Origin of the sequence: Pseudoalteromonas sp. MMG010, from assembly GCF_018100905.1 — a bacterium.
Taxonomy (GTDB): Bacteria; Pseudomonadota; Gammaproteobacteria; order Enterobacterales; family Alteromonadaceae; genus Pseudoalteromonas.
On record NZ_JAGJEG010000002.1, the window covers coordinates 388,659 to 408,037 of the forward strand.

The window sequence follows — 19,379 nt, forward strand, 5'->3', positions numbered from 1 at the left end:
TTTTTTATTTTAAATTAGTTTTATTTATTGTCTCGTAACGCTAATACACATTTTTTTAATGCTTTATCTAAAGGTGCCTCTACGCGCATAGTTGTCTCATTTTTTGGGTGATAAAAGCTTAAGTCGTGTGCATGTAAAAATAATCGATTTAGTCCACGCTTGCGCATTAATGCATCAAAACCTTGATCGCCATATTTATCATCGCAAGCAATAGGATGCCCTTTACATTGGGTATGCACACGAATTTGATGTGTACGCCCTGTTACAGGTGATGCTTGCACTAAAGAACAATCACTAAAACGTTCAAGTACCCTAAAGCGTGTATGCGAAGGTTTACCCTCTTCGTTATCAACACGTACAACTCGCTCACCCGATTTAAGAGTATTTTTACGCAAGCCCTCGGTCACATTTTTAGTTTTTGACTCCCACTGCCCTTCAACTAAAGCCCAATAATTTTTTTCCATTGTTTTTTCACGAAGCTGCTCATGTAACGCTGTTAAAACAGAGCGCCTTTTCGATATTAACAAACAGCCCGAAGTATCTCTATCAAGGCGATGAACAAGCTCAAGGCTTTTTTCTTGAGGACGTAATGCCCTTAGTGCCTCAATTAAACCATAACTTAAACCACTACCACCATGTACAGCCATACCTGAAGGTTTGTTTATCACAATTAAATATTTATCTTCAAATAAAATGGCATCTTCTAATTGGGTCACTTTATCGAGTTTACTTGGAACAAATTCTTCGCGTTCAGCAACTTTAATAGGCGGAATACGTACAATATCATTTAGCTGAAGTTTATAGACTGGTTTAGCCCGCTTTTTATTAACGCGTACTTCCCCTTTTCTTAAAATTTTATAAACAGCGCTTTTTGGCACCCCTTTTAAATGGGTAATAAGAAAGTTATCGATTCGTTGACCTAAATGGTCTTCATCAATAGTAACAAAGGTAACTTGTAAGCCGGTATTTTCTGACATTGCCTAATCACTGATTTAAGTAAAATAATTTAGTTGCTAACACGGTAACATTAATGGGATAATCAGCGGCGCAAATATAAGTTATTTGCACATAACAACGGTGCTTTTTATACATTAAAACATTCGTGATGCACATTTTGAGTAAGTGATCATACAGATCCACGTTAAGTTTTCCAAAGCTTTTATACATACTTAAAAATCACGTGCGCTCAATTAACAGCAATGCGTGTAATATATTGCTGCTTAAGTTTGAACATGAATCACCTTTAATGTGATAAAAAAGCAATGAAGAATTAATTTGTCAGATAGTGACGACGTAAAATACGTCGTTCAGAAATAGCTTAAAAACAAATAAATTAGTTTATTTAAATTAAAATCGCATTGATACAACCAGTAAAACACATACTGTCTTTTATACCTCTACGAGTAAAAAATAGTCATATACTATTTACAACTCCCTGAGCACAGTTTGATATTAACTAGCGTATTAAAAACGATTTATACAACAGGCCGACTTCTGGATAAAACTGCAAAATGCCGCTTACATAAAAAGCCAACAGTTTTATACCCAATATGAATTTAATAATGTGAATGAACGTTATTGTCGGCCCGCAATTAATTACAACACTGTTTAATGTATTTTAAGTCGTTCCAAAAAGACCCAGCCGTGAGGTTGTACATGCTAAAAAAGGAACACCTGAACAGGCGACAAATTCGTCATGTCAGCGACACAAACTTATAGAGTAATAATATGAAACGCATGCTAATCAATGCAACGCAGCAAGAAGAAATGCGCGTAGCACTGGTTGATGGCCAACGCCTATATGATTTAGATATAGAAAGCCCTGGTCACGAACAGAAAAAAGCCAATATTTATAAAGGCAAAATTACCCGTATAGAACCATCATTAGAGGCGGCATTTGTAGACTACGGTGCAGATCGTCATGGTTTCTTACCTTTAAAAGAAATTGCTCGTACTTATTTCCCACAAGGCTATACTTTTCACGGTCGTCCAAATATTCGCGACGTGATCAAAGAAGGTCAAGAAGTTATCGTTCAAGTTGATAAAGAAGAGCGAGGCCAAAAAGGCGCTGCTTTAACCACCTTTATCAGTGTAGCGGGTAGTTACTTAGTATTAATGCCAAACAACCCTCGTGCCGGTGGTATTTCACGCCGTATCGAAGGTGATGAGCGAACTGAACTAAAAGATTCATTGAGCCGTTTAGAATTACCTAAAGGTATGGGCTTAATTGTACGTACTGCAGGTGTTGGTAAGTCGTTTGAAGAACTTAACTACGATTTAAAAGCATTATTAGTTCACTGGGAAGCAATCCAACAAGCTGCTGACAGTGCTAAAGCCCCCTTTTTAATCCACCAAGAAAGCAATGTAATTTTCCGCGCAATTCGCGATTATTTACGTCGTGACATTGGCGAGATATTAATTGATAAACCACGTGTTTTTGAAGAAGCTAAAGCGCACATTGAACGTTTTCGCCCCGACTTTATGAGCCGTGTTAAGTTATATCAAGGCGATACACCACTTTTCACTCACTATCAAATAGAAAGCCAAATTGAATCGGCATTTCAAAGAGAAGTTCGCCTTCCTTCTGGTGGTTCAATTGTAATTGACCCAACAGAAGCGTTAACCTCTATAGATATCAACTCGTCTAAAGCAACTAAAGGTGGCGATATAGAAGAGACTGCCCTAAATACTAATTTAGAAGCAGCTGATGAAATTGCTCGCCAATTACGTTTACGTGATTTAGGTGGTTTAATCGTTATCGATTTTATTGATATGACACCACCTCGCCATCAACGTGAAGTTGAAAATCGCTTAAAAGATGCGGCTCGCCCAGATCGTGCACGTGTACAAATAGGTAAAATTTCACGTTTTGGCCTACTTGAAATGTCGCGTCAACGTCTGCGTCCATCACTTGGTGAAGCAAGCCAAGGCGTTTGTCCTCGTTGTAGCGGCCAAGGTACAGTCCGTTCAAACGAATCGATTGCACTCTCTATCTTGCGTTTAATCGAAGAAGAAGCAATTAAAGACAATACAGCACAAGTTAATGCACAAGTGCCCGTTGCAGTCGCTGCGTATTTATTAAATGAACAACGTCGTAGCGTTCATCGTATTGAAAAAGATCATAAATGTGATGTGGTGATTATCCCAAATCAACATATGGAAACGCCACACTACGAAGTATTGCGATTACGTAAAGATGAAACAATTGAAGCGGTTAGCTACGAACAAGTAGTAGAGCCTGAGCAAGAAGTATTTACAACCTCTAAAACGGTTGCAGCCCCTGTTCGTGAAGAGCCTGTTTTAAAAGGTGTAGTAATGCCTTCTACTCCAGCTCCACAAGCGACTGCAGCTAAAGAAACAAAAGCTGATGTTAGCTCACAAGAAAGTATCTTTACTGTAATTAGTAACTGGGTAAAAGCGTTATTTAGCTCGCAACCAAGTCCAGAGACTAAAACAGAAGAAAAGAAACCACAATCACGTAATAATCAACGTGGTGGCCACAACGATAACCGTCGTCGTAATAATAATCGCCGTCGCAACAATAATCGTTCAAAGCCTCGTAACGAAAAGCCGGCTGACGAAACAGCAAAAAACGAAACGGTTGCAACAAATGAGACACAGGATAAAAACGAAAATCGCAATAAGCGTCGTCGTAATCCAAACGCTCGTAAACGTCACGAACAACGTGATGATAAACCAGTACAAGAAACAAAAGACGATAGTTCTACTCAAGCTAAAACGTCACCTGAGCCGAAAGAAAGCAAGCCTAAGGTGCGTCGTCAACGTAGAAATATCCGTAAGAAAGTACGTGTTCAAGATGAAAACGCAGAACAAAAAGCAGTTGTTGATAATACGTTAGAGCAAAGTACTGCTAAAACAGACGTCGACACGCCAGTTCAAGCTGTATCTAAAGAACAAAATAAACCAGTTCAAGCTAAATCTGAGCCATCAGTAGAAAAAGCAGTACAGCCTAAAAATGTTGAAGCTGATACAAGCGATAGCGAAGATGATTCGCAGACAAGAACACGTTCACGTCGTTCTCCTCGCCATCTTCGTGCATCAGGTCAACGTCGCAAGCGCCCTGAAAATGATGCAGCAGAAACAAAATCTGATGAATCACCTGCATTTGTACCAGTAGCAGATCAAGCCGCTGCGGAGTATGAAGCTGAGCTTAAAGCGAAAAAAGAACAAGAAAATACAGTCACTGAAGCACCAGTAACCACTGAAGCACCAGTCACTACTGAAGCACCAGTGACCACTGAAGTACCAGTTACCGCTGAAGCACCAGTAACCGCTGAAGCACCAGTGACCGCTGAAGCACCAGTGACCACTGAAGCGCCAGTGACCACTGAAGCGCCAGCAACTACTGAAGCACAAGTAACTACTGAAGCACCAGTCACTACTGAAGCACCAGTAACCGCTGAAGAACCAGTCACTACTGAAGCACCAGTAACCGCTGAAGCACCAGTAACCACTGAAGCACCAGTAACCACTGAAGCACCAGTAACCGCTGAAGCACCAGTAACTACTGAAGCACCAGTAACTACTGAAGCACCAGTAACCACTGAAGCACCAGTAACCACTGAAGCACCAGTAACCGCTGAAGAACCAGTAACCGCTGAAGCACCAGTAACCGCTGAAGCACCAGTAACCGCTGAAGCACCAGTAACCGCTGAAGAACCAGTAACCGCTGAAGAACCAGTAACCGCTGAAGCACCAGTAACGACTGAAAAAACGGCGGGCTCTGCTAAAACAGTTATTAAGCAAGGTTCTGCAAGTGCACCGATGGCACAACCAACGGCTGTTCCTGTAACGGCTAGCGAACAGGTTGTTACGGCAATGGCGCATGATAAACGTGAACTAATCCCTGATAGTGGATTACGCGCGGGCTCTATCAAGCCTGCTGGTCGTGCAAGTGCCGATATGACTAAAACAATGAGTGTTGATTAATAAACACCACTCTATATTAGTTAAAAAAGGCCGCATTAATATTTAATGCGGCCTTTTTAATTAGTTATATTTAAGTGTTATTTTTATTGCTCTTGTTCCATAAAACGTTGCAACTGATCTTTTAAATTTGGTGGTATTCCTTTAATTACCAATGTATCTGTTGCTTCATTATAAGTAACACGCTCACCTAAGTGCTTACGTTCAAAACTCACACTTACACCTCCTCCTAAGCCAGAGAACTTAACCATGCTAGTTACGGTTTTTTTATCAACGGGGAAAGTGTCTTCAAGATCATAACTTTGCTCTTTACAAAAATTATCAAAGGGACTGTCTTCGCCTTTTGTTAAAGTAGCAGAAATGTCACTCACATTGGCCTCTTCTCCCGTGCTCACACAGTCATTACAGTAATCAAAAACCTGCTTTCTTAAATCATCTTTTTCGGTTTTATCAAACTGTTTCTCAGATAAGTAATCCTCAACAGCGCTAAGCATCACTTGGCTCTGCTGCTTTGCATCTATACCTTCTTCACAACCTAAAAAATCTAAAAAGAAATCGGCAACTTTACGCCCCGCACGACCTTTTATAAAAGAGATATATTTGTTTTCTTCAGCTTGTGTATCCCATGCGGTTAAATCTATACGCGCGGCCAGCTGCATTCGAGAGATATCTAAATGACGTGAAGAAGCTAAATCAAGTTCTGAGGTAATTGAGTAATGCTCTTTGATATTGATCATTGCGATCAAAACATAATCAGTAGCCACATATTGATAATGACAAAAAATTAAATAACCTGTTTCATTAAAAGCATATTTATTTAGTTCTTCTTTTAGTACCGTTGTTGCTTGCTCCGTCATGTGCCAAAAACCAAGTTCATTATTACGGTAACTTTGCATCGCAGAAGCAACTACACTATTTTTTTCACCACTGAAGGCACAAAACCCTTTTCCTGGCTTACCATTATAAGCATGATGAATTTGCTCAATAAACACTTCTACTTTTTCGTTTATTGCCATTTCGTCATTGCGAAGGTGGATTTCAGTATTATCGTCTTTTTTGTCTACATAATGAACGACTAACTTTTTAACGTCTGTTGCCATCTTTGTTTTTCACGCCTCTAGTGTTAAAATATGAAAATATAATTTTTTATTGAACCAACTAATGCCAATCTTATCAAAATATACTAATGATGAAGTAGAACAAATCGTCGACCAGCTTATTGATGTGTTAACAAAACACAAATCGCCAGTTGATTTAAGTTTAATGTGTTTAGGAAATTCTATCACGCATATCTTAAAAGAGCATGTGCCAGAAGGGAAAAGACAAGCCGTGACCGAGAACTTTGCAAAAGCCCTCGCTCAATCGGTTAAATAAACTATATGAATTTATCGCAGCACAATCAGTTTTCATCTAAAGCAAGTCAATTACTAAGTTGGGGACATTGGTTTACTTTTGCCAATATAGGTTTAGCGCTCTTTATTAGTCTGAGCTTTTTATTTGCCGATGCAAAACCAACCAGTTTTATAGGTATTATATATATGCTAGTTACATGGTTAAGCCATACTAGCTTTATTACCTTTTTAGCATTTGTGCTGACGATTTTCCCCATGAGCTTAGTTTTCCCCTACCCTAAGCACATTCGTGGAATGGCGGCTATTTTAGCTACTGTAGGCGCATCTATTTTAACTCTCGATGCCTACGTCTATTTTAATTTAGGCTATCATATAAATGCGAGTGCACTGCCTGAAATAGTGTCTTTATTATGGCATCGTTTAACAAGCTCTCCTGCGATAACCACACTATTAGCTAGCGCAATTGTATTATTAATATTTGTATTTCAACTTATTGTTAGTAATTACACATGGCATCATTTAGCACAATTAAAGCAACTTAAGTTTGCTCGATATGCCAGTTCGTTTTTAGTACTTTGCTTTGCGTTAAGCCACAGCATTCATATTTGGGCTGATGCAAATTTAAAGTTTGATATTACCAAACAAGATAATGTACTGCCGTTATCATACCCAACAACCGCTAAAAGCTTACTTGCAAAAAATGACTTACTAGACATAGATAATTATAAACAAGCGCATAAAGTAATTATCAACAGTCAAAATATTAATTACACCCCCCCTTCTTTGATTGCGAGTTGTCCTGATATTAAACAACAAAAAGTCGATATTTTAGTTTTCGATAACAAGGTACAACTTAAAGCTTTTGCCAACAGTAATACTAACTTACATAAAACTGATCAATTTTTACAAACAACAAATCGCAGTGATTTAATGTTTAGCTTAGTGTATGGATTACCTGCATTTTATAAAAATAGTATTCTTATGATGAAAACGTTACCGGCTTGGCATTCACAACGCCGCAGCTTATCATTAGAAGGGATCAGTGAGTTTGAATATATAAATGAACATGCCTTTACAAACAGTGCAATCCGAATTGTAAAAGCGAACAGTGACAGTAAAGTGAGAGCTGATGCAGATCAGGTTTTTGCGTTTAGTTTACTCAATGAATCTAATGAATTACTTAGCACATCAACTCTGTACAGTAACGATAAAACAATCACCGAAATGCCCGGTTTAATACAACCAAGTGATTTAATTGCCACCAGCATAGCACAGTATTTAAACTGCCCAACAGTTGTTAAACAAACAATGCTCGGCGCTAATTTATATAATAAAAAAGATGATACAGGTGTAAATTATTCTCAAGGCGTTGTTATTGCCTATAAAAAAGATCGCATTACATTAATTGATTCTGATGGAAATTATAGAAATATTTCTGCTGCGCAAGGCTTTGCTATCGAGCAAGGGCTAGATGTTCCATTTTTAGTACAAAGTATTAAAAGGCTAAAAACTTTTTCTCAATAATAACGATAAACCTAGCTTGATTAAGCGTTAAGCTAGGTTATAGTTTTACTATGATTTTATTTTGCTATGGATAGCACTATGCACTATTTTTTTATTATTACCTTTACCATTTTATTTAGTACCACAAGCCAAGCAAACACCACATATTATAAATGTGTCACCGTAGAAAGTACCACCTTTTCACAGTTTCCTTGTCAAAAAAACGCCAAAAGCTATACCATTACTAATACGCAAGATGATATTACTGGCCCAACAAAAAACGTTACCAAAGCATTAAATTCATTAGAAAGAAAAAGAATCATTAAAGATTTAGAGAAAGAATTAAAGAGTAATAAAAATAAATTAATCTTATTAAATCGAGAAAAAGATCAACAAGAATTTAAGCAACATCAACGCTTAAATCATACGCTAAGTGAGCAAGACAAAAAGCAGCTCGCTAAAGATATTAATAAGAACCTAAGCAATATTGCCAAACACTACAAAACCCAAGTTAAAAATATTACAAAGCGCATTAACAAACTTGAAAATAAAATAAAGCTGTATCAATAATTTTTATTGTTAATCAGTCACTTTTTATTTAAAAATTAATTGTAGTAAAACAAATCCTCAGCAATGCTTTTTCATCGGACCGCGCTATTTTTAAGTCATTACTTAATAAATAGCATTCATTATGATGTACGGGCCAAATAATCGATTAAACGACAACCGCTTGAACAATAAACCCCTCATTTATAACACTATAGATAAAGCGCTTTTTCAATTTGAAATTGAATCTCAGCCTGTCAGAGCGCCTTGCTAAAGTAAACATATATTATAATTTGTGATTATTATGAAGTGCAGTACCATAGGCTAGCTGAATATAGAATAATTTTGCGTCACAAGTTAAACATAAGTGTTAACGCAATCACTAAAGTACTTATGATCCCACGAAATGTATTTTTTATTATCGACGTTCAAACATAATCCGTGGCATAAGATGGAGAACATATGAATATTAGTAAAATAGATTTAAATTTATTAGTGTATTTAGATACGTTATTACGAGAATGTAATGTCACACGCGCCGCTAACCAATTAAGTATTACGCAGCCAGCTATGAGCAATGGTTTAAAACGCCTACGTAACTTATTTAACGATCCAATTTTAGTTCGCACCAGTGAAGGTATGGTACCGACCGAAAGAGCCATAGAGCTTCAGCCTGTTATTCGTGGGATATTGATGACCCTTGAAGAAACATTAGCGCCTAATCGAGAGTTTGAAGCGAGTCAAAGTAAACGCGTATTTAGAATAATGGCTAGCGATTACGCAGCAAGTACCTTAGCACCTAAGTTGTTAAGTAAATTACATGAAGAAGCCCCCGATACAACATTAGATATATTAACACCCAGTGATGTTACTTTTCATGATGTTGAAAATGGTAAAGTAGACATGGCTATCAATCGCTTCGAAAATTTACCACAATCGTTTCATCATAAGCGTATTTGGAAAGATAGTTTTTGCTGTTTAGTAAAAGCCGATAACCCAATAATTAAAAACTTTACCTTAGATAGCTATTTAAACGCGAGGCATATCTGGGTGAGTAAAACAGGCTTTGGTGTAGGGGTTGGTATGAACCCAAAAGATGTACAAAAATTAGGGTGGGTAGATGAAGCATTAGCCGACTTTGCTAAACAACGTAATATCGCAACATTTACGCGTAATTATCATGTCGCTATTCACTTAGCAAAAGAGCAAAACCTCATAGCCACTTTGCCATCAAAAGCCGCTAATATATATTCAGATGATCCAGGTTTAGCAATATTAGAACCCCCATTCCCTATTCCACCCTTTGAATTAGATATGATTTGGAGCCCATTATTACACCGAGATGCCAGCCATGTATGGTTGCGACAAAAAGTCGCAGAAGTCGCATTAGAATTGAAGTAACACAATTACAAAAGTGTGTAAATATTTCTTAAAGTATACCATAAGCATCTTAGCTTACTTTTCTTTAAACAGAATAAAACTCTTTATAATCAATGAACTAAAATATAATAGAAAAATGGAATATAGATTGCTTTTGTATTAGTGAATTTAAAATTTAGCATAAATAAATTAACACTGTGGATGATTTTTTATATTAAGCACAACCCGCTTTTATATATTTAAAGCATCCTAGCGTTAATGCCTAATTTACTATTAGAGAGGTCCCTATGAATACTTATCAAACACAAGAGCCAAAAAATATTACTGATATAATCCAAGTAATGAACAGTGGTATTGAGTTTTATGAAAAAGCACAGGCTAAAGTACAAGAGCCTGCTGTTGTATCTCTATTTCAAGACATGATCGACGCACGAAAAATAAGCATTGAACGTTTGCAACCTTATGCAATCAATGAGCAAGGTGAGCGTGAAAATGGTTCATCATTTGCAGTGCAAGCACGTAAAGCTTATACATCATTAATTACAAAATTTAGCTCAGATAACGCCAACACCTATATCGATGAACTTGAAGAAGTTGAAGATAAAACGTTGGAAGAAATTAAATCTGCAATGGATAAAACTCAACCAGCAGACTGCGAAGCAGCCCTAGCAAAAACATTGTTAACAATGCAAGGTTGCCATACTCAGATGAGCCGAATGAAAAAAAGCCACTAAACTCTACTCATTTTATATAAAAGGTCGTATCGGCCTTTTATATAAAACCACCCTAGATAAAAGTGATATTTACGCTATTAAATAAGCTTTAAATTAACACTGACTAAATCAACATATCTAATACAAATCACATCCCTCTTAATCAAAAACATTTCCTTAATAAAATAAACGCTCATTATAGTATGGGTAAATATTACTCCCCCAATGTATTAAATAACGTATGTGAAAAAACTCAAACTCACTCAAAATAAAAATAAATCGTATCTTAAACAAGCAAATGCGGATAAAAAAACATCAAACAAACTTAAAAATGTAAAACAGGCTTGATTCAACACCCGCCACGCTATATATTAGCGCCGGTTAGTAATTTAATTACTAAATCTTAAATCGGTAATACGACTGTAGCTCAGTTGGTTAGAGCACTACCTTGACATGGTAGGGGTCGGTGGTTCGAATCCACTCAGTCGTACCAAATTTATTCCTCCACCTACGAATAAATTACATTTAAGCATTCATTATTGTACGACTGTAGCTCAGTTGGTTAGAGCACTACCTTGACATGGTAGGGGTCGGTGGTTCGAATCCACTCAGTCGTACCAACATTTATATACATCATTCGCTTTTATTTTTTTAATCTTGCGTATACAAGACGTTATTCATCTTTATTATTTACTCACTTTTTTTTAATTAAGTCGTCAGTCTTAGGTTTGACTTAGTAACCTCTTTATCGGTATGGGCTTTCACTTTGTGGCAAGTTTTATAACTAATCGCTTAGTCTCAATCTATCACTAAACGACTCGCTTAATAACGAGTTGTTTGTATCTCATCCACTCTTTTGCTAAGTGTTTATACAACGCTAAATGAAGTATTTTAAACTTGTGTGACTCCATTTAACATTGAAGGCCAGTAATATAATTCTACTGTGTATTATTCATTGAAAAACGGAGGCTGTTACACCTGAACACGTTTTAAATATTTTAGTATCAAATGCAACAGCGTTTATAAGAGGATTAGTGATTATTTTTTAAAGCGCTCCCATGGGCCTGTTATGGCAATGGTTTTACTTGGCTTATATACATTAACGAACAATGTACTACCATCGGGAGAAAAACATGCTCCGGCAAGTTCTGTTTGTGCACTTAAACGAGCGAAATTATATACTTCGCCTTTAGGGGTTACACCACGTAAGTGATTATCGACCACATCGGTGTATTGGTCTTCACATACAATTAAGTGTCCGTTTGGCGCAACACATAAATTATCGCCAAAGTTATAAAGAGACTTATCTGTACTTTCTAAAAATAATTGAATTTTACCTGGCGATTCTTGCTCGTTAGCTTGCCCTTCAAATTCTGAGGGCTGGTATTTCATTACTTGGCCTAGTTGTTTATTGCCCCCATTGGTACAACAAAAATATAATTCGTTGTCACCCCAATGAATACCTTCTCCACGAGCAAAAAGTGCTGCGCCTTTTTCATAACCTTGCAACCTTAAATCATCGTTAGGGCTGTGTGGATTTTGTAAATCGATCCATTCAACATCCATACTTTGATGTAAAGGCATGTTATTACCAGCCCAATTACGTGTATCGAATTTAGCGCTGCTTTTGATAACCATAGCTTGTAGCTGCCCACCTTTTGAGAGCTTTGCATATTCTTTAGGAATAAAGCGATAAAACAAGCTGTCGCCTTTGTCTTCGGTTAAATAAACAATGCCTGTTTTTGGGTCAACCGCTGCGGCTTCGTGATTAAAACGGCCCATATCTTTTAACGGTACTGGCTTTACTAATCCTTTTGCACTGGCCGGTACTTCAAATATATAACCATGATCTTCATTAAAGCCATCTGCAGTGGTGAGTGTTGTTTCTTCACATGTTAGCCAAGTACCCCATGGGGTTATTCCCCCTGAACAATTACGTATTGTGCCGACTAACGATAAAAATTCTTGCTCTTTTTTTCTCGTTTTAACATTATAAATAATATGACTGGTGCCCCCAGGTAAGGCAACACCTTGCTCATTTGAGTCATAAGCTAATGATGTTTTATGATTTTGTAAGGCTCCATGGCTCTTTGTTAAATCAGTTGGTTTAAGTTCGTGATTACGAATTAATGCCACGGTGTCGTTATCTAGGCCTATACACCCCATTCCATCTGCTTTATCTGGGACGGTAAAACCATCTGACATTGGTTCATCTAATTGCGAGATAATCTGATAATTAAACCCAGCAGGTAAATCTAACAGTTTATTTTCATCTGGGAGTAACGCACCATATGCAAATAAACTGTTAGATAACTCAGGAAGTGGCTTTTTGCCAAACGCACTGCGCGATAACCCAGCAAATGCAAGGCTTCCCGCGGCTAAAATAAACTCTCTTCTTGTGATCATAACGTTCTCTATTGTTATTAGCTTTGTGCACATAATAAATTAAATCATGCAATAAATACGATGCTAAGTCGTAATTTAATTAAAATGTCATATTTAAATTCTTATCTGTATATATTACAAAAACTTGAAATAAATTCAGAAAGACCCTGCTTTATAGTAATTCCTCTACCAACATTAAATCATAACCCCTTGATATTAAATCTAATTTTTAATCGGCATGACGGTTGCTTTAAATATAAAACAATCAATTAAAATTAAATAAGCTTTTGTTTAAATTAGGAGATAAGTAGATGAAAACGAATAAAGTAGCTGATTTCACCGCGCCAGGTATGGATAAACCTTCTGCTGAAAAAACCATCGCACAGCTTGAAAATAGAATGGTCTCGTTAATTGACTTACAACTTACACTAAAACACATTCATTGGAATGTAGTTGGGCCTAATTTTATTAGTGTCCATGAAATGTTAGATCCTCAAGTGGCGGTGATCCGTGAAATGACCGACACCATTGCCGAGCGAATAGCAACATTAGGGGGTGAACCAGTGGGGACTGTTCAGTCAATTGTCGATCGTCGTTCATGGAATGACTACCCAATTGGTAAGGGCAATGTAAAAGAGCATTTAATCGCGTTAAATAAGGTATATAACGGTATCAATGCAGATCACAGAAAAGCACTGGAAACATTAGCACAAACCGATCCAGTATCCGAAGATATGATTATTGCGCAACTTGCTGAATTAGAACAATTTCAATGGTTTGTTAGAGCACATATTGAGTCAGCTACGGGGAAGCTTGAAAACTAAACGTAAATGTATATGAGCAAATTACAACTTTAGCACTTGTATAAAACGCACTCAAATAGTGCTAAAGATGCACCAAAGGTAGACAAAATTTATGATTGATATCGTCTTTAAATTTAAAAGACATTTAAAATCAATGCATTATAACTTTGGCCGCTATTTTGCTTTATATTGATTATTAATGCTCATTTAATTGAGTTTACATAAAAGTTCCTTTGCAATTATTTGTAAAGTCACTTTAGGCAAAGAAGCCCACACTATTTATACAAATTTTGTATTTAATAGTGTGGGCTTTTTTGTTGGCTAAAATTAAACCGTCATTTAAGGAATGCCAAATGAAAGCATCTCAAAAAATTCTCGTTATCGGTAACGGCATGGTTGGGCACCATTTTGTTGAACAAATGCGCCAAAGTGATCCTCAAGCCGAAATCACTGTGCTATGTGGTGAGGCAAACCTAGCGTATGATCGAGTTTATTTATCAAGCTTTTTTGATGGTAAAACAGTCGACGACTTAGCATTAACCACCTTGGAAAATTACAATTCGCTTAATATTAATGTCCATACTAAGCAATGGGTTGAAAATATTAACCGCCAAGAAAAATTAGTCATTACAAAAGAGGGTAATGAATATGGTTATGACAAATTAGTACTGGCAACCGGCTCTTATCCTTTTGTCCCACCAATCCCTGGTAATGATCAAGCACACTGTTTGGTATACAGAACAATTGAAGATTTAGAACAAATACACAGTAGCGCCCAATCAAGCACAGTCGGCGTAGTTATTGGTGGTGGTTTACTCGGTCTTGAAGCAGCGAATGCACTTAAACAAATAGGCTTACATACCCATGTTGTTGAGTTTGCGCCACAATTAATGGCAGTACAACTTGATGAGCAAGGCGGTACCTTATTACGAAATAAAATTGAAAAATTAGGCGTTAGTGTACATACCGCAAAAGCAACAACTGAAATAGTGGCCGGCGAAACGTTACGCTATCGGTTAAATTTTTCGGACGACACGTTTCTTGAGACCGACATTGTTCTGTTTTCAGCCGGTATTCGCCCTTATGATCAATTAGGGAAAGTGGCCGATTTAACCTTAGGTGAACGCGGTGGTATTGTGATAAACGATCAATGCCAAACGTCAGATGAGTCTATTTACGCAATTGGTGAATGTGCTTTATGGGATAAAAAATTATTCGGTTTAGTTGCCCCTGGCTATAATATGGCACGTGTGGCGGCTAGTCATCTAATCGGTGGTGATTTATCTTTTAGTGGTGCAGATATGAGCACCAAATTAAAATTACTGGGTGTAGAAGTCGGCTCTATTGGTGATGCTCATGCGCGCAGCGAACAATGCAAAGAACTCATATATCAAGATCCTATTCGTGATTGCTATAAAAAAATAGTTTTAAACGAAAGTGGCAGTAAATTACTCGGTGCCGTTTTAGTTGGTGACACCAGCGACTACGACACTTTATTGCAATATATGCTTAATGATATGGACTTGCCAGAAAACCCGGAGTGCTTAATATTACCCAGCACAGGTGAAGCCCCTGCCCTTGCTGGTAATGCATTGCCAGACACCGCCACAATTTGTTCATGTCATAACGTGAGTAAAGGCGATATTGTTAGCGCTATTGATGCAGGTGCCTGTGATTTAGGTGATGTTAAAACATGCACCAAAGCCGCATCGGGTTGTGGTGGTTGTGCTGCATTACTAAAATCGGTAGTAGATAGTGAATTAGAAAGCCGGGGTGTAGAAGTTAACAACCATGTGTGTGAACACTTTGCCTTTTCACGTCAAGAGTTAATGCACTTAGTAAAAGTAGATTCAATTAAAACATTTGACGAATTATTGAGTAAACACGGCCAAGGAAAAGGCTGTGAGTTATGTAAACCTGCTATTGCCTCTATTTTAGCTTCAACCTGGAACGAATTTGTTTTAGATACACCTCATGTAGGCCTTCAAGATACTAACGACACCTTTTTAGCAAACATGCAAAAAGATGGGTCTTATTCCGTTGTTCCCCGAGTACCTGCAGGCGAAATAACACCTGAAGGGTTAATTGTGATTGGCCAAATTGCAAAAGATTTTAACCTGTATTGTAAAATTACCGGTGGACAACGTATTGATTTATTTGGTGCTCGTTTAGAGCAATTACCGGTTATTTGGAAGCGGCTCATTGATGCCGGCTTTGAAACGGGCCACGCTTATGGCAAGTCACTCAGAACCGTAAAATCGTGTGTAGGCAGCACCTGGTGCCGCTATGGTGTACAAGATAGTGTCGGCCAAGCTATTGCAATCGAAAATCGCTACAAAGGCCTAAGAACCCCGCATAAATTTAAGCTTGCGGTATCGGGATGTACGCGAGAGTGCGCCGAAGCACAAAGTAAAGACATTGGTATTATTGCAACCGAAAATGGTTGGAATTTATATGTGTGTGGTAACGGCGGTATGCGCCCTCGCCATGCCGATTTATTTGCAACAGATATCGATACACAAACGCTTATAACCTACATAGATAGAGTATTAATGTTTTATGCTAAAACCGCCGACAAACTGCAACGTACATCGGTGTGGATGGAGAACTTAGAAGGTGGCTTAGATTATCTCAAAAGCGTAGTTATTGATGACTCCTTAGGAATTTGTGCCGAACTCGACGCTCAAATGAACCTTATTGTAGACACTTACGAATGTGAGTGGAAAAAAACGATAGAAAGCCCCGAAGCAGTAAAACGCTTTAGACAATTTGTTAATAGCCCTGAAGAAGATACAAATATTTTATTTGTGCAAGAAAGAAATCAAATTCGTCCTGCCACCGAGTCAGAGAAAAAAGCACATAAACATGGTGATGAAAACCGTATCCCCGTTGTTGAAATTAATCAGGAGAAGTCAAATGTCTTGGCATAATATTGGGTCGTTAAATGACCTTGTAAAAAATAGTGGTGTATGTGCTTTAGTTAACGAACAACAAATCGCCGTTTTCTTTATACCAGATACACCTAATGAAGTTTATGCAATTGGAAACTATGATCCGATTGGCAAGGCAAATGTATTATCTCGTGGAATAGTCGGCTCTCAAGGTGAAAAGTTAGTGGTGGCTTCGCCACTTTATAAACAACATTTTTGCTTAGATACAGGCGAATGCCTACAAGATACAGCCATGTCGGTACCTTCATATTCGACCAAGATAGAGCAAGGGTGTGTGTTTATTCATTCTCAACCTAACTTAGTAACATCGGTCGCTTAAGCGTTTAATAAAAGGGCAAAGATTATGAGCGTACTATCTTATTTTTCCGGCATAGAAAGTTTATGGTTTAATCGATTGATCAATAAACCTAATCAAACAACACACGACAATACATATAAGGGAAAGCCTGGGAAAGTATATTTAATTGGAGCCGGTCCTGGTGATCCCGAATTAATTACCGTTAAAGCCAACCGTTTAATGCAAGCAGCCGATATCGTATTATATGACTGGCTGGTAAGTGATGAACTCATTAAAACGTTGCCAAGGAAATGTAAACGGGTATTTGTTGGTAAACGTGCTGGTAAGCATTCAATGAAGCAAAATGAAATCTGTGATTTATTAGTTCATTACGCACAATTGGGCTTAAATGTAGTGCGGTTGAAAGGAGGTGATCCGAGTATATTCGCACGTATAAATGAAGAAGCAGACGCATTAACAACGCATAATATATCATTTGCTATTATACCTGGTGTTACCACCGCGTGTGCAACCTCAGCCTATACAGGCATCCCTTTGACTTCTCGGGATGTCGCACCGAGTGTAACATTTTTAACCGCTCAATTTGCTGATCCTAACAAACAGCCTAAGTGGGATAGCTATTCATACCAACAAGGTAACACTAACCCAACACTGGTTGTGTATATGGGGTTATCAAGATTAGACGCGTTAACCTGTGGACTTATGTCGGTAGGATGGCCAAAAAGCACCCCTATTGCCTTAATTGAAAATGCCACGACAACCCAGCAACGTATAATCCGTTCTAATTTAGCTGAAATTAGCGAAAACCCAGAAAGAGCCTCTCTAAAAGGACCCACTATAATAATGATAGGACAAGTCATTAATCACCAAATGGCGATCAATCCTGAGTTATTGCAAGGTGCATTGGTGTAAAGATTTAAGTTACGAAACTCCCTTTCGAGCTTTTTTGCGTATATTCTGCCCTGTTGAGAATATACGCATTTTTTATGCGCTAACTACGTGCAAACCATATAACAACTGCACCAAATTGGTATAATCAGCGATAAAAAACTAATATTAAAAATCACACCAAACATCTAAGTTATTGTAATGTATATAATAGTTTTATTTTCAAATGATTGGAACAAGGGTTGCAAATTGAAGACAAAGTAAAAAAGATAAGATTACTATGACAACAAGCAACCCTCTCACTAAGCAATTTTTATTAGCTGCAAAGTATCAAGAAATCCATGCTTTAAAAAAGTTACAAAATAGCTGTGCATCTTTAATAAAATTGGGTGATTTTGTTCATCAATTACAAAGAGAACGTGCGATGAGTAATATATATTTATCATCGAACACAGAACGCTTTAAAATTAAGTTAGCTGAACAAAAACCGCTAACGGATCAAGCTCAAGATTCATTTTACCATTCATTAAAATCTACTTATTTAAATCAAGAAAACGACACAGGCCACACCCGGTTATTTAACCTACTTGCGTATAGCCTTCAATCACTCGATATTTTACCTAATTTACGTCATAAAATAACACGCCAGGAAATAACAGCCGTTAAAGCAACACGCTCATTTACTCAGCTGATTGCCAGCCTATTAAGTATAATATTAGAAGCTGCAGACGGAGCCAGTGATCCAAAGATAACCCGTTTATTAGTTGTGTTTTTTAATTACATGCAAGGTAAAGAGTATGCAGGGCAAGAAAGAGCCTGTGGGGCACAAGCATTTGCGACCAGCCAATTTACTCAACAACAAAAAGAACAACTGCTGCATTTACAAACGGAACAAACGCAAAGTTTTGAGTTTTTTAATGAATACGCAGATGATCATTTATTAAAATGTAATAAAGCACTGTGCAGCCACCAAGTAAATAATCAAGTCAATCAGTTACGAAGCTTATTACAAAAACTCGATGATGATACCTCGCAACCGTTATCACAATTAAGTGAAGTGTGGTACGAAGTCTGTACAACACGTATAGATATAATGCATAAAATTGAGCAAAACATTGCAGACCATCTTATCGATACCGCAGCGATGCAAATTGCATGCGCCGAAAGAATGCTCAATAGTAATAAACAAATTCTTAATTCGATTTCTGAGCCTCAAACCTCAACACAAAATACGATTATTGATGAGGGTATCATTAATAATAATGAGAATATCGCGGCGCAAAAACTTTCAAGCAACAAAAATATGTTCGATTTAATACTTGAACAAAAACAACACATTAAACAAATAAATAATGCACTGCTTGAAACAAAAAAAGTGTTATCTGAACAAAAAATTATTCATCAAGCTAAATATATTTTAATCGAACAATTAAAACTAACCGAACAGCAAGCCCATAAACAATTACAAAAACAAGCCATGGATACGCATAATTCATTGTTTACAGTAGCAGAAAAGATTATTGAGCTGAGTGACACATAAGCTTACAAAGCCAATAGAGATTTAATTATCGGTGTAAATAAAAAAGCCGGGCTAACATGCTGTTAGTCCGGCT

14 protein-coding genes and 2 tRNA genes are annotated in these 19,379 nt (G+C 37.4%); 13 read left to right on the forward strand and 3 right to left on the reverse strand.

From position 1 onward, the window contains the following. Positions 1-20 precede the first annotated feature (20 nt). Positions 21-977 carry a 23S rRNA pseudouridine(955/2504/2580) synthase RluC gene (rluC, locus tag J8L70_RS04710; protein ID WP_211054320.1) on the reverse strand — a complete coding sequence of 319 codons (957 nt, stop codon included), beginning with the start codon at positions 975-977 and terminating at the stop codon, positions 21-23. A 751-nt stretch (positions 978-1,728) separates the two neighbouring features. Between rluC and rne the strand changes: the two genes are divergently transcribed. Next, the gene (gene rne / locus J8L70_RS04715; RefSeq protein ID WP_211054321.1) at positions 1,729-4,950 is read left to right on the forward strand and encodes a ribonuclease E; all 3,222 of its coding nucleotides are present in this window, start codon (positions 1,729-1,731) and stop codon (positions 4,948-4,950) included. 83 nt (positions 4,951-5,033) lie between these two features. On the opposite strand, the gene yejK is transcribed toward rne, so the two are convergent. Beyond that, the gene (gene yejK, locus J8L70_RS04720; RefSeq protein ID WP_211054322.1) at positions 5,034-6,047 is read right to left on the reverse strand and encodes a nucleoid-associated protein YejK; all 1,014 of its coding nucleotides are present in this window, start codon (positions 6,045-6,047) and stop codon (positions 5,034-5,036) included. 61 nt (positions 6,048-6,108) lie between these two features. Here yejK and J8L70_RS04725 point away from each other — a divergent pair, with 61 nt between their 5' ends. From J8L70_RS04725 to J8L70_RS04755, 7 genes are all read left to right on the forward strand, one after another. Continuing rightward, positions 6,109-6,321, forward strand: a complete 213-nt coding sequence (locus tag J8L70_RS04725) for a DUF1414 domain-containing protein (RefSeq protein ID WP_211054323.1) — start codon at positions 6,109-6,111, stop codon at positions 6,319-6,321. Positions 6,322-6,326: 5 nt separating this feature from the next. Continuing rightward, positions 6,327-7,823, forward strand: a complete 1,497-nt coding sequence (locus J8L70_RS04730) for a DUF3413 domain-containing protein (protein ID WP_211054324.1) — start codon at positions 6,327-6,329, stop codon at positions 7,821-7,823. Between the two features lie 78 nt (positions 7,824-7,901). After that, positions 7,902-8,372 carry a DUF4124 domain-containing protein gene (locus tag J8L70_RS04735; protein ID WP_247664682.1) on the forward strand — a complete coding sequence of 157 codons (471 nt, stop codon included), beginning with the start codon at positions 7,902-7,904 and terminating at the stop codon, positions 8,370-8,372. 438 nt (positions 8,373-8,810) lie between these two features. Next, positions 8,811-9,749 (forward strand): LysR family transcriptional regulator, encoded by a 939-nt coding sequence (locus J8L70_RS04740; RefSeq protein WP_211054326.1) that lies wholly within the window; start codon positions 8,811-8,813, stop codon positions 9,747-9,749. Between the two features lie 266 nt (positions 9,750-10,015). Continuing rightward, the gene (locus J8L70_RS04745; protein WP_211054327.1) at positions 10,016-10,462 is read left to right on the forward strand and encodes a PA2169 family four-helix-bundle protein; all 447 of its coding nucleotides are present in this window, start codon (positions 10,016-10,018) and stop codon (positions 10,460-10,462) included. 395 nt (positions 10,463-10,857) lie between these two features. After that, positions 10,858-10,934, forward strand: a tRNA-Val gene (locus tag J8L70_RS04750). A gap of 50 nt (positions 10,935-10,984) precedes the next feature. Then, positions 10,985-11,061, forward strand: a tRNA-Val gene (locus J8L70_RS04755). Positions 11,062-11,479: 418 nt separating this feature from the next. Here the strand turns inward: J8L70_RS04755 and J8L70_RS04760 are convergent. After that, complete coding sequence (locus J8L70_RS04760) at positions 11,480-12,847, reverse strand: alkaline phosphatase PhoX (protein ID WP_211054328.1); 1,368 nt, start codon at positions 12,845-12,847, stop codon at positions 11,480-11,482. A 290-nt stretch (positions 12,848-13,137) separates the two neighbouring features. Here J8L70_RS04760 and dps point away from each other — a divergent pair, with 290 nt between their 5' ends. The 5 genes from dps (at position 13,138) to J8L70_RS04785 (ending at position 19,306) form a co-directional block, all read left to right on the forward strand. Further along, positions 13,138-13,650, forward strand: a complete 513-nt coding sequence (dps, locus tag J8L70_RS04765; RefSeq protein WP_211054329.1) for a DNA starvation/stationary phase protection protein Dps — start codon at positions 13,138-13,140, stop codon at positions 13,648-13,650. Positions 13,651-13,982: 332 nt separating this feature from the next. Further along, on the forward strand, positions 13,983-16,559 hold the full coding sequence (gene nirB / locus J8L70_RS04770) for a nitrite reductase large subunit NirB (protein ID WP_211054330.1): 2,577 nt from the start codon (positions 13,983-13,985) through the stop codon (positions 16,557-16,559). Continuing rightward, entirely contained in the window at positions 16,546-16,899 is a 354-nt protein-coding gene (nirD, locus tag J8L70_RS04775) for a nitrite reductase small subunit NirD (protein WP_211054331.1), read from the forward strand. Before nirB ends, nirD begins: the two co-directional genes overlap by 14 nt. 24 nt (positions 16,900-16,923) lie before the next feature. After that, positions 16,924-17,790, forward strand: coding sequence for a uroporphyrinogen-III C-methyltransferase (gene cobA, locus J8L70_RS04780; protein ID WP_211054332.1), 867 nt, complete (start codon positions 16,924-16,926; stop codon positions 17,788-17,790). 256 nt (positions 17,791-18,046) lie between these two features. Continuing rightward, complete coding sequence (locus J8L70_RS04785) at positions 18,047-19,306, forward strand: nitrate- and nitrite sensing domain-containing protein (RefSeq protein ID WP_211054333.1); 1,260 nt, start codon at positions 18,047-18,049, stop codon at positions 19,304-19,306. Positions 19,307-19,379: the final 73 nt, after the last annotated feature.

Excerpts from the sequence above, each read along its gene's own strand:
- rluC (WP_211054320.1), bottom strand. The coding sequence starts at position 977 with ATGTCAGAAAATACCGGCTTACAAGTTACCTTTGTTACTATTGATGAA.
- rne (WP_211054321.1), top strand. The coding sequence starts at position 1,729 with ATGAAACGCATGCTAATCAATGCAACGCAGCAAGAAGAAATGCGCGTA.
- yejK (WP_211054322.1), bottom strand. The coding sequence starts at position 6,047 with ATGGCAACAGACGTTAAAAAGTTAGTCGTTCATTATGTAGACAAAAAA.
- J8L70_RS04725 (WP_211054323.1), top strand. The coding sequence starts at position 6,109 with ATGCCAATCTTATCAAAATATACTAATGATGAAGTAGAACAAATCGTC.
- J8L70_RS04730 (WP_211054324.1), top strand. The coding sequence starts at position 6,327 with ATGAATTTATCGCAGCACAATCAGTTTTCATCTAAAGCAAGTCAATTA.
- J8L70_RS04735 (WP_247664682.1), top strand. The coding sequence starts at position 7,902 with ATGCACTATTTTTTTATTATTACCTTTACCATTTTATTTAGTACCACA.
- J8L70_RS04740 (WP_211054326.1), top strand. The coding sequence starts at position 8,811 with ATGAATATTAGTAAAATAGATTTAAATTTATTAGTGTATTTAGATACG.
- J8L70_RS04745 (WP_211054327.1), top strand. The coding sequence starts at position 10,016 with ATGAATACTTATCAAACACAAGAGCCAAAAAATATTACTGATATAATC.
- J8L70_RS04760 (WP_211054328.1), bottom strand. The coding sequence starts at position 12,847 with ATGATCACAAGAAGAGAGTTTATTTTAGCCGCGGGAAGCCTTGCATTT.
- dps (WP_211054329.1), top strand. The coding sequence starts at position 13,138 with ATGAAAACGAATAAAGTAGCTGATTTCACCGCGCCAGGTATGGATAAA.
- nirB (WP_211054330.1), top strand. The coding sequence starts at position 13,983 with ATGAAAGCATCTCAAAAAATTCTCGTTATCGGTAACGGCATGGTTGGG.
- nirD (WP_211054331.1), top strand. The coding sequence starts at position 16,546 with ATGTCTTGGCATAATATTGGGTCGTTAAATGACCTTGTAAAAAATAGT.
- cobA (WP_211054332.1), top strand. The coding sequence starts at position 16,924 with ATGAGCGTACTATCTTATTTTTCCGGCATAGAAAGTTTATGGTTTAAT.
- J8L70_RS04785 (WP_211054333.1), top strand. The coding sequence starts at position 18,047 with ATGACAACAAGCAACCCTCTCACTAAGCAATTTTTATTAGCTGCAAAG.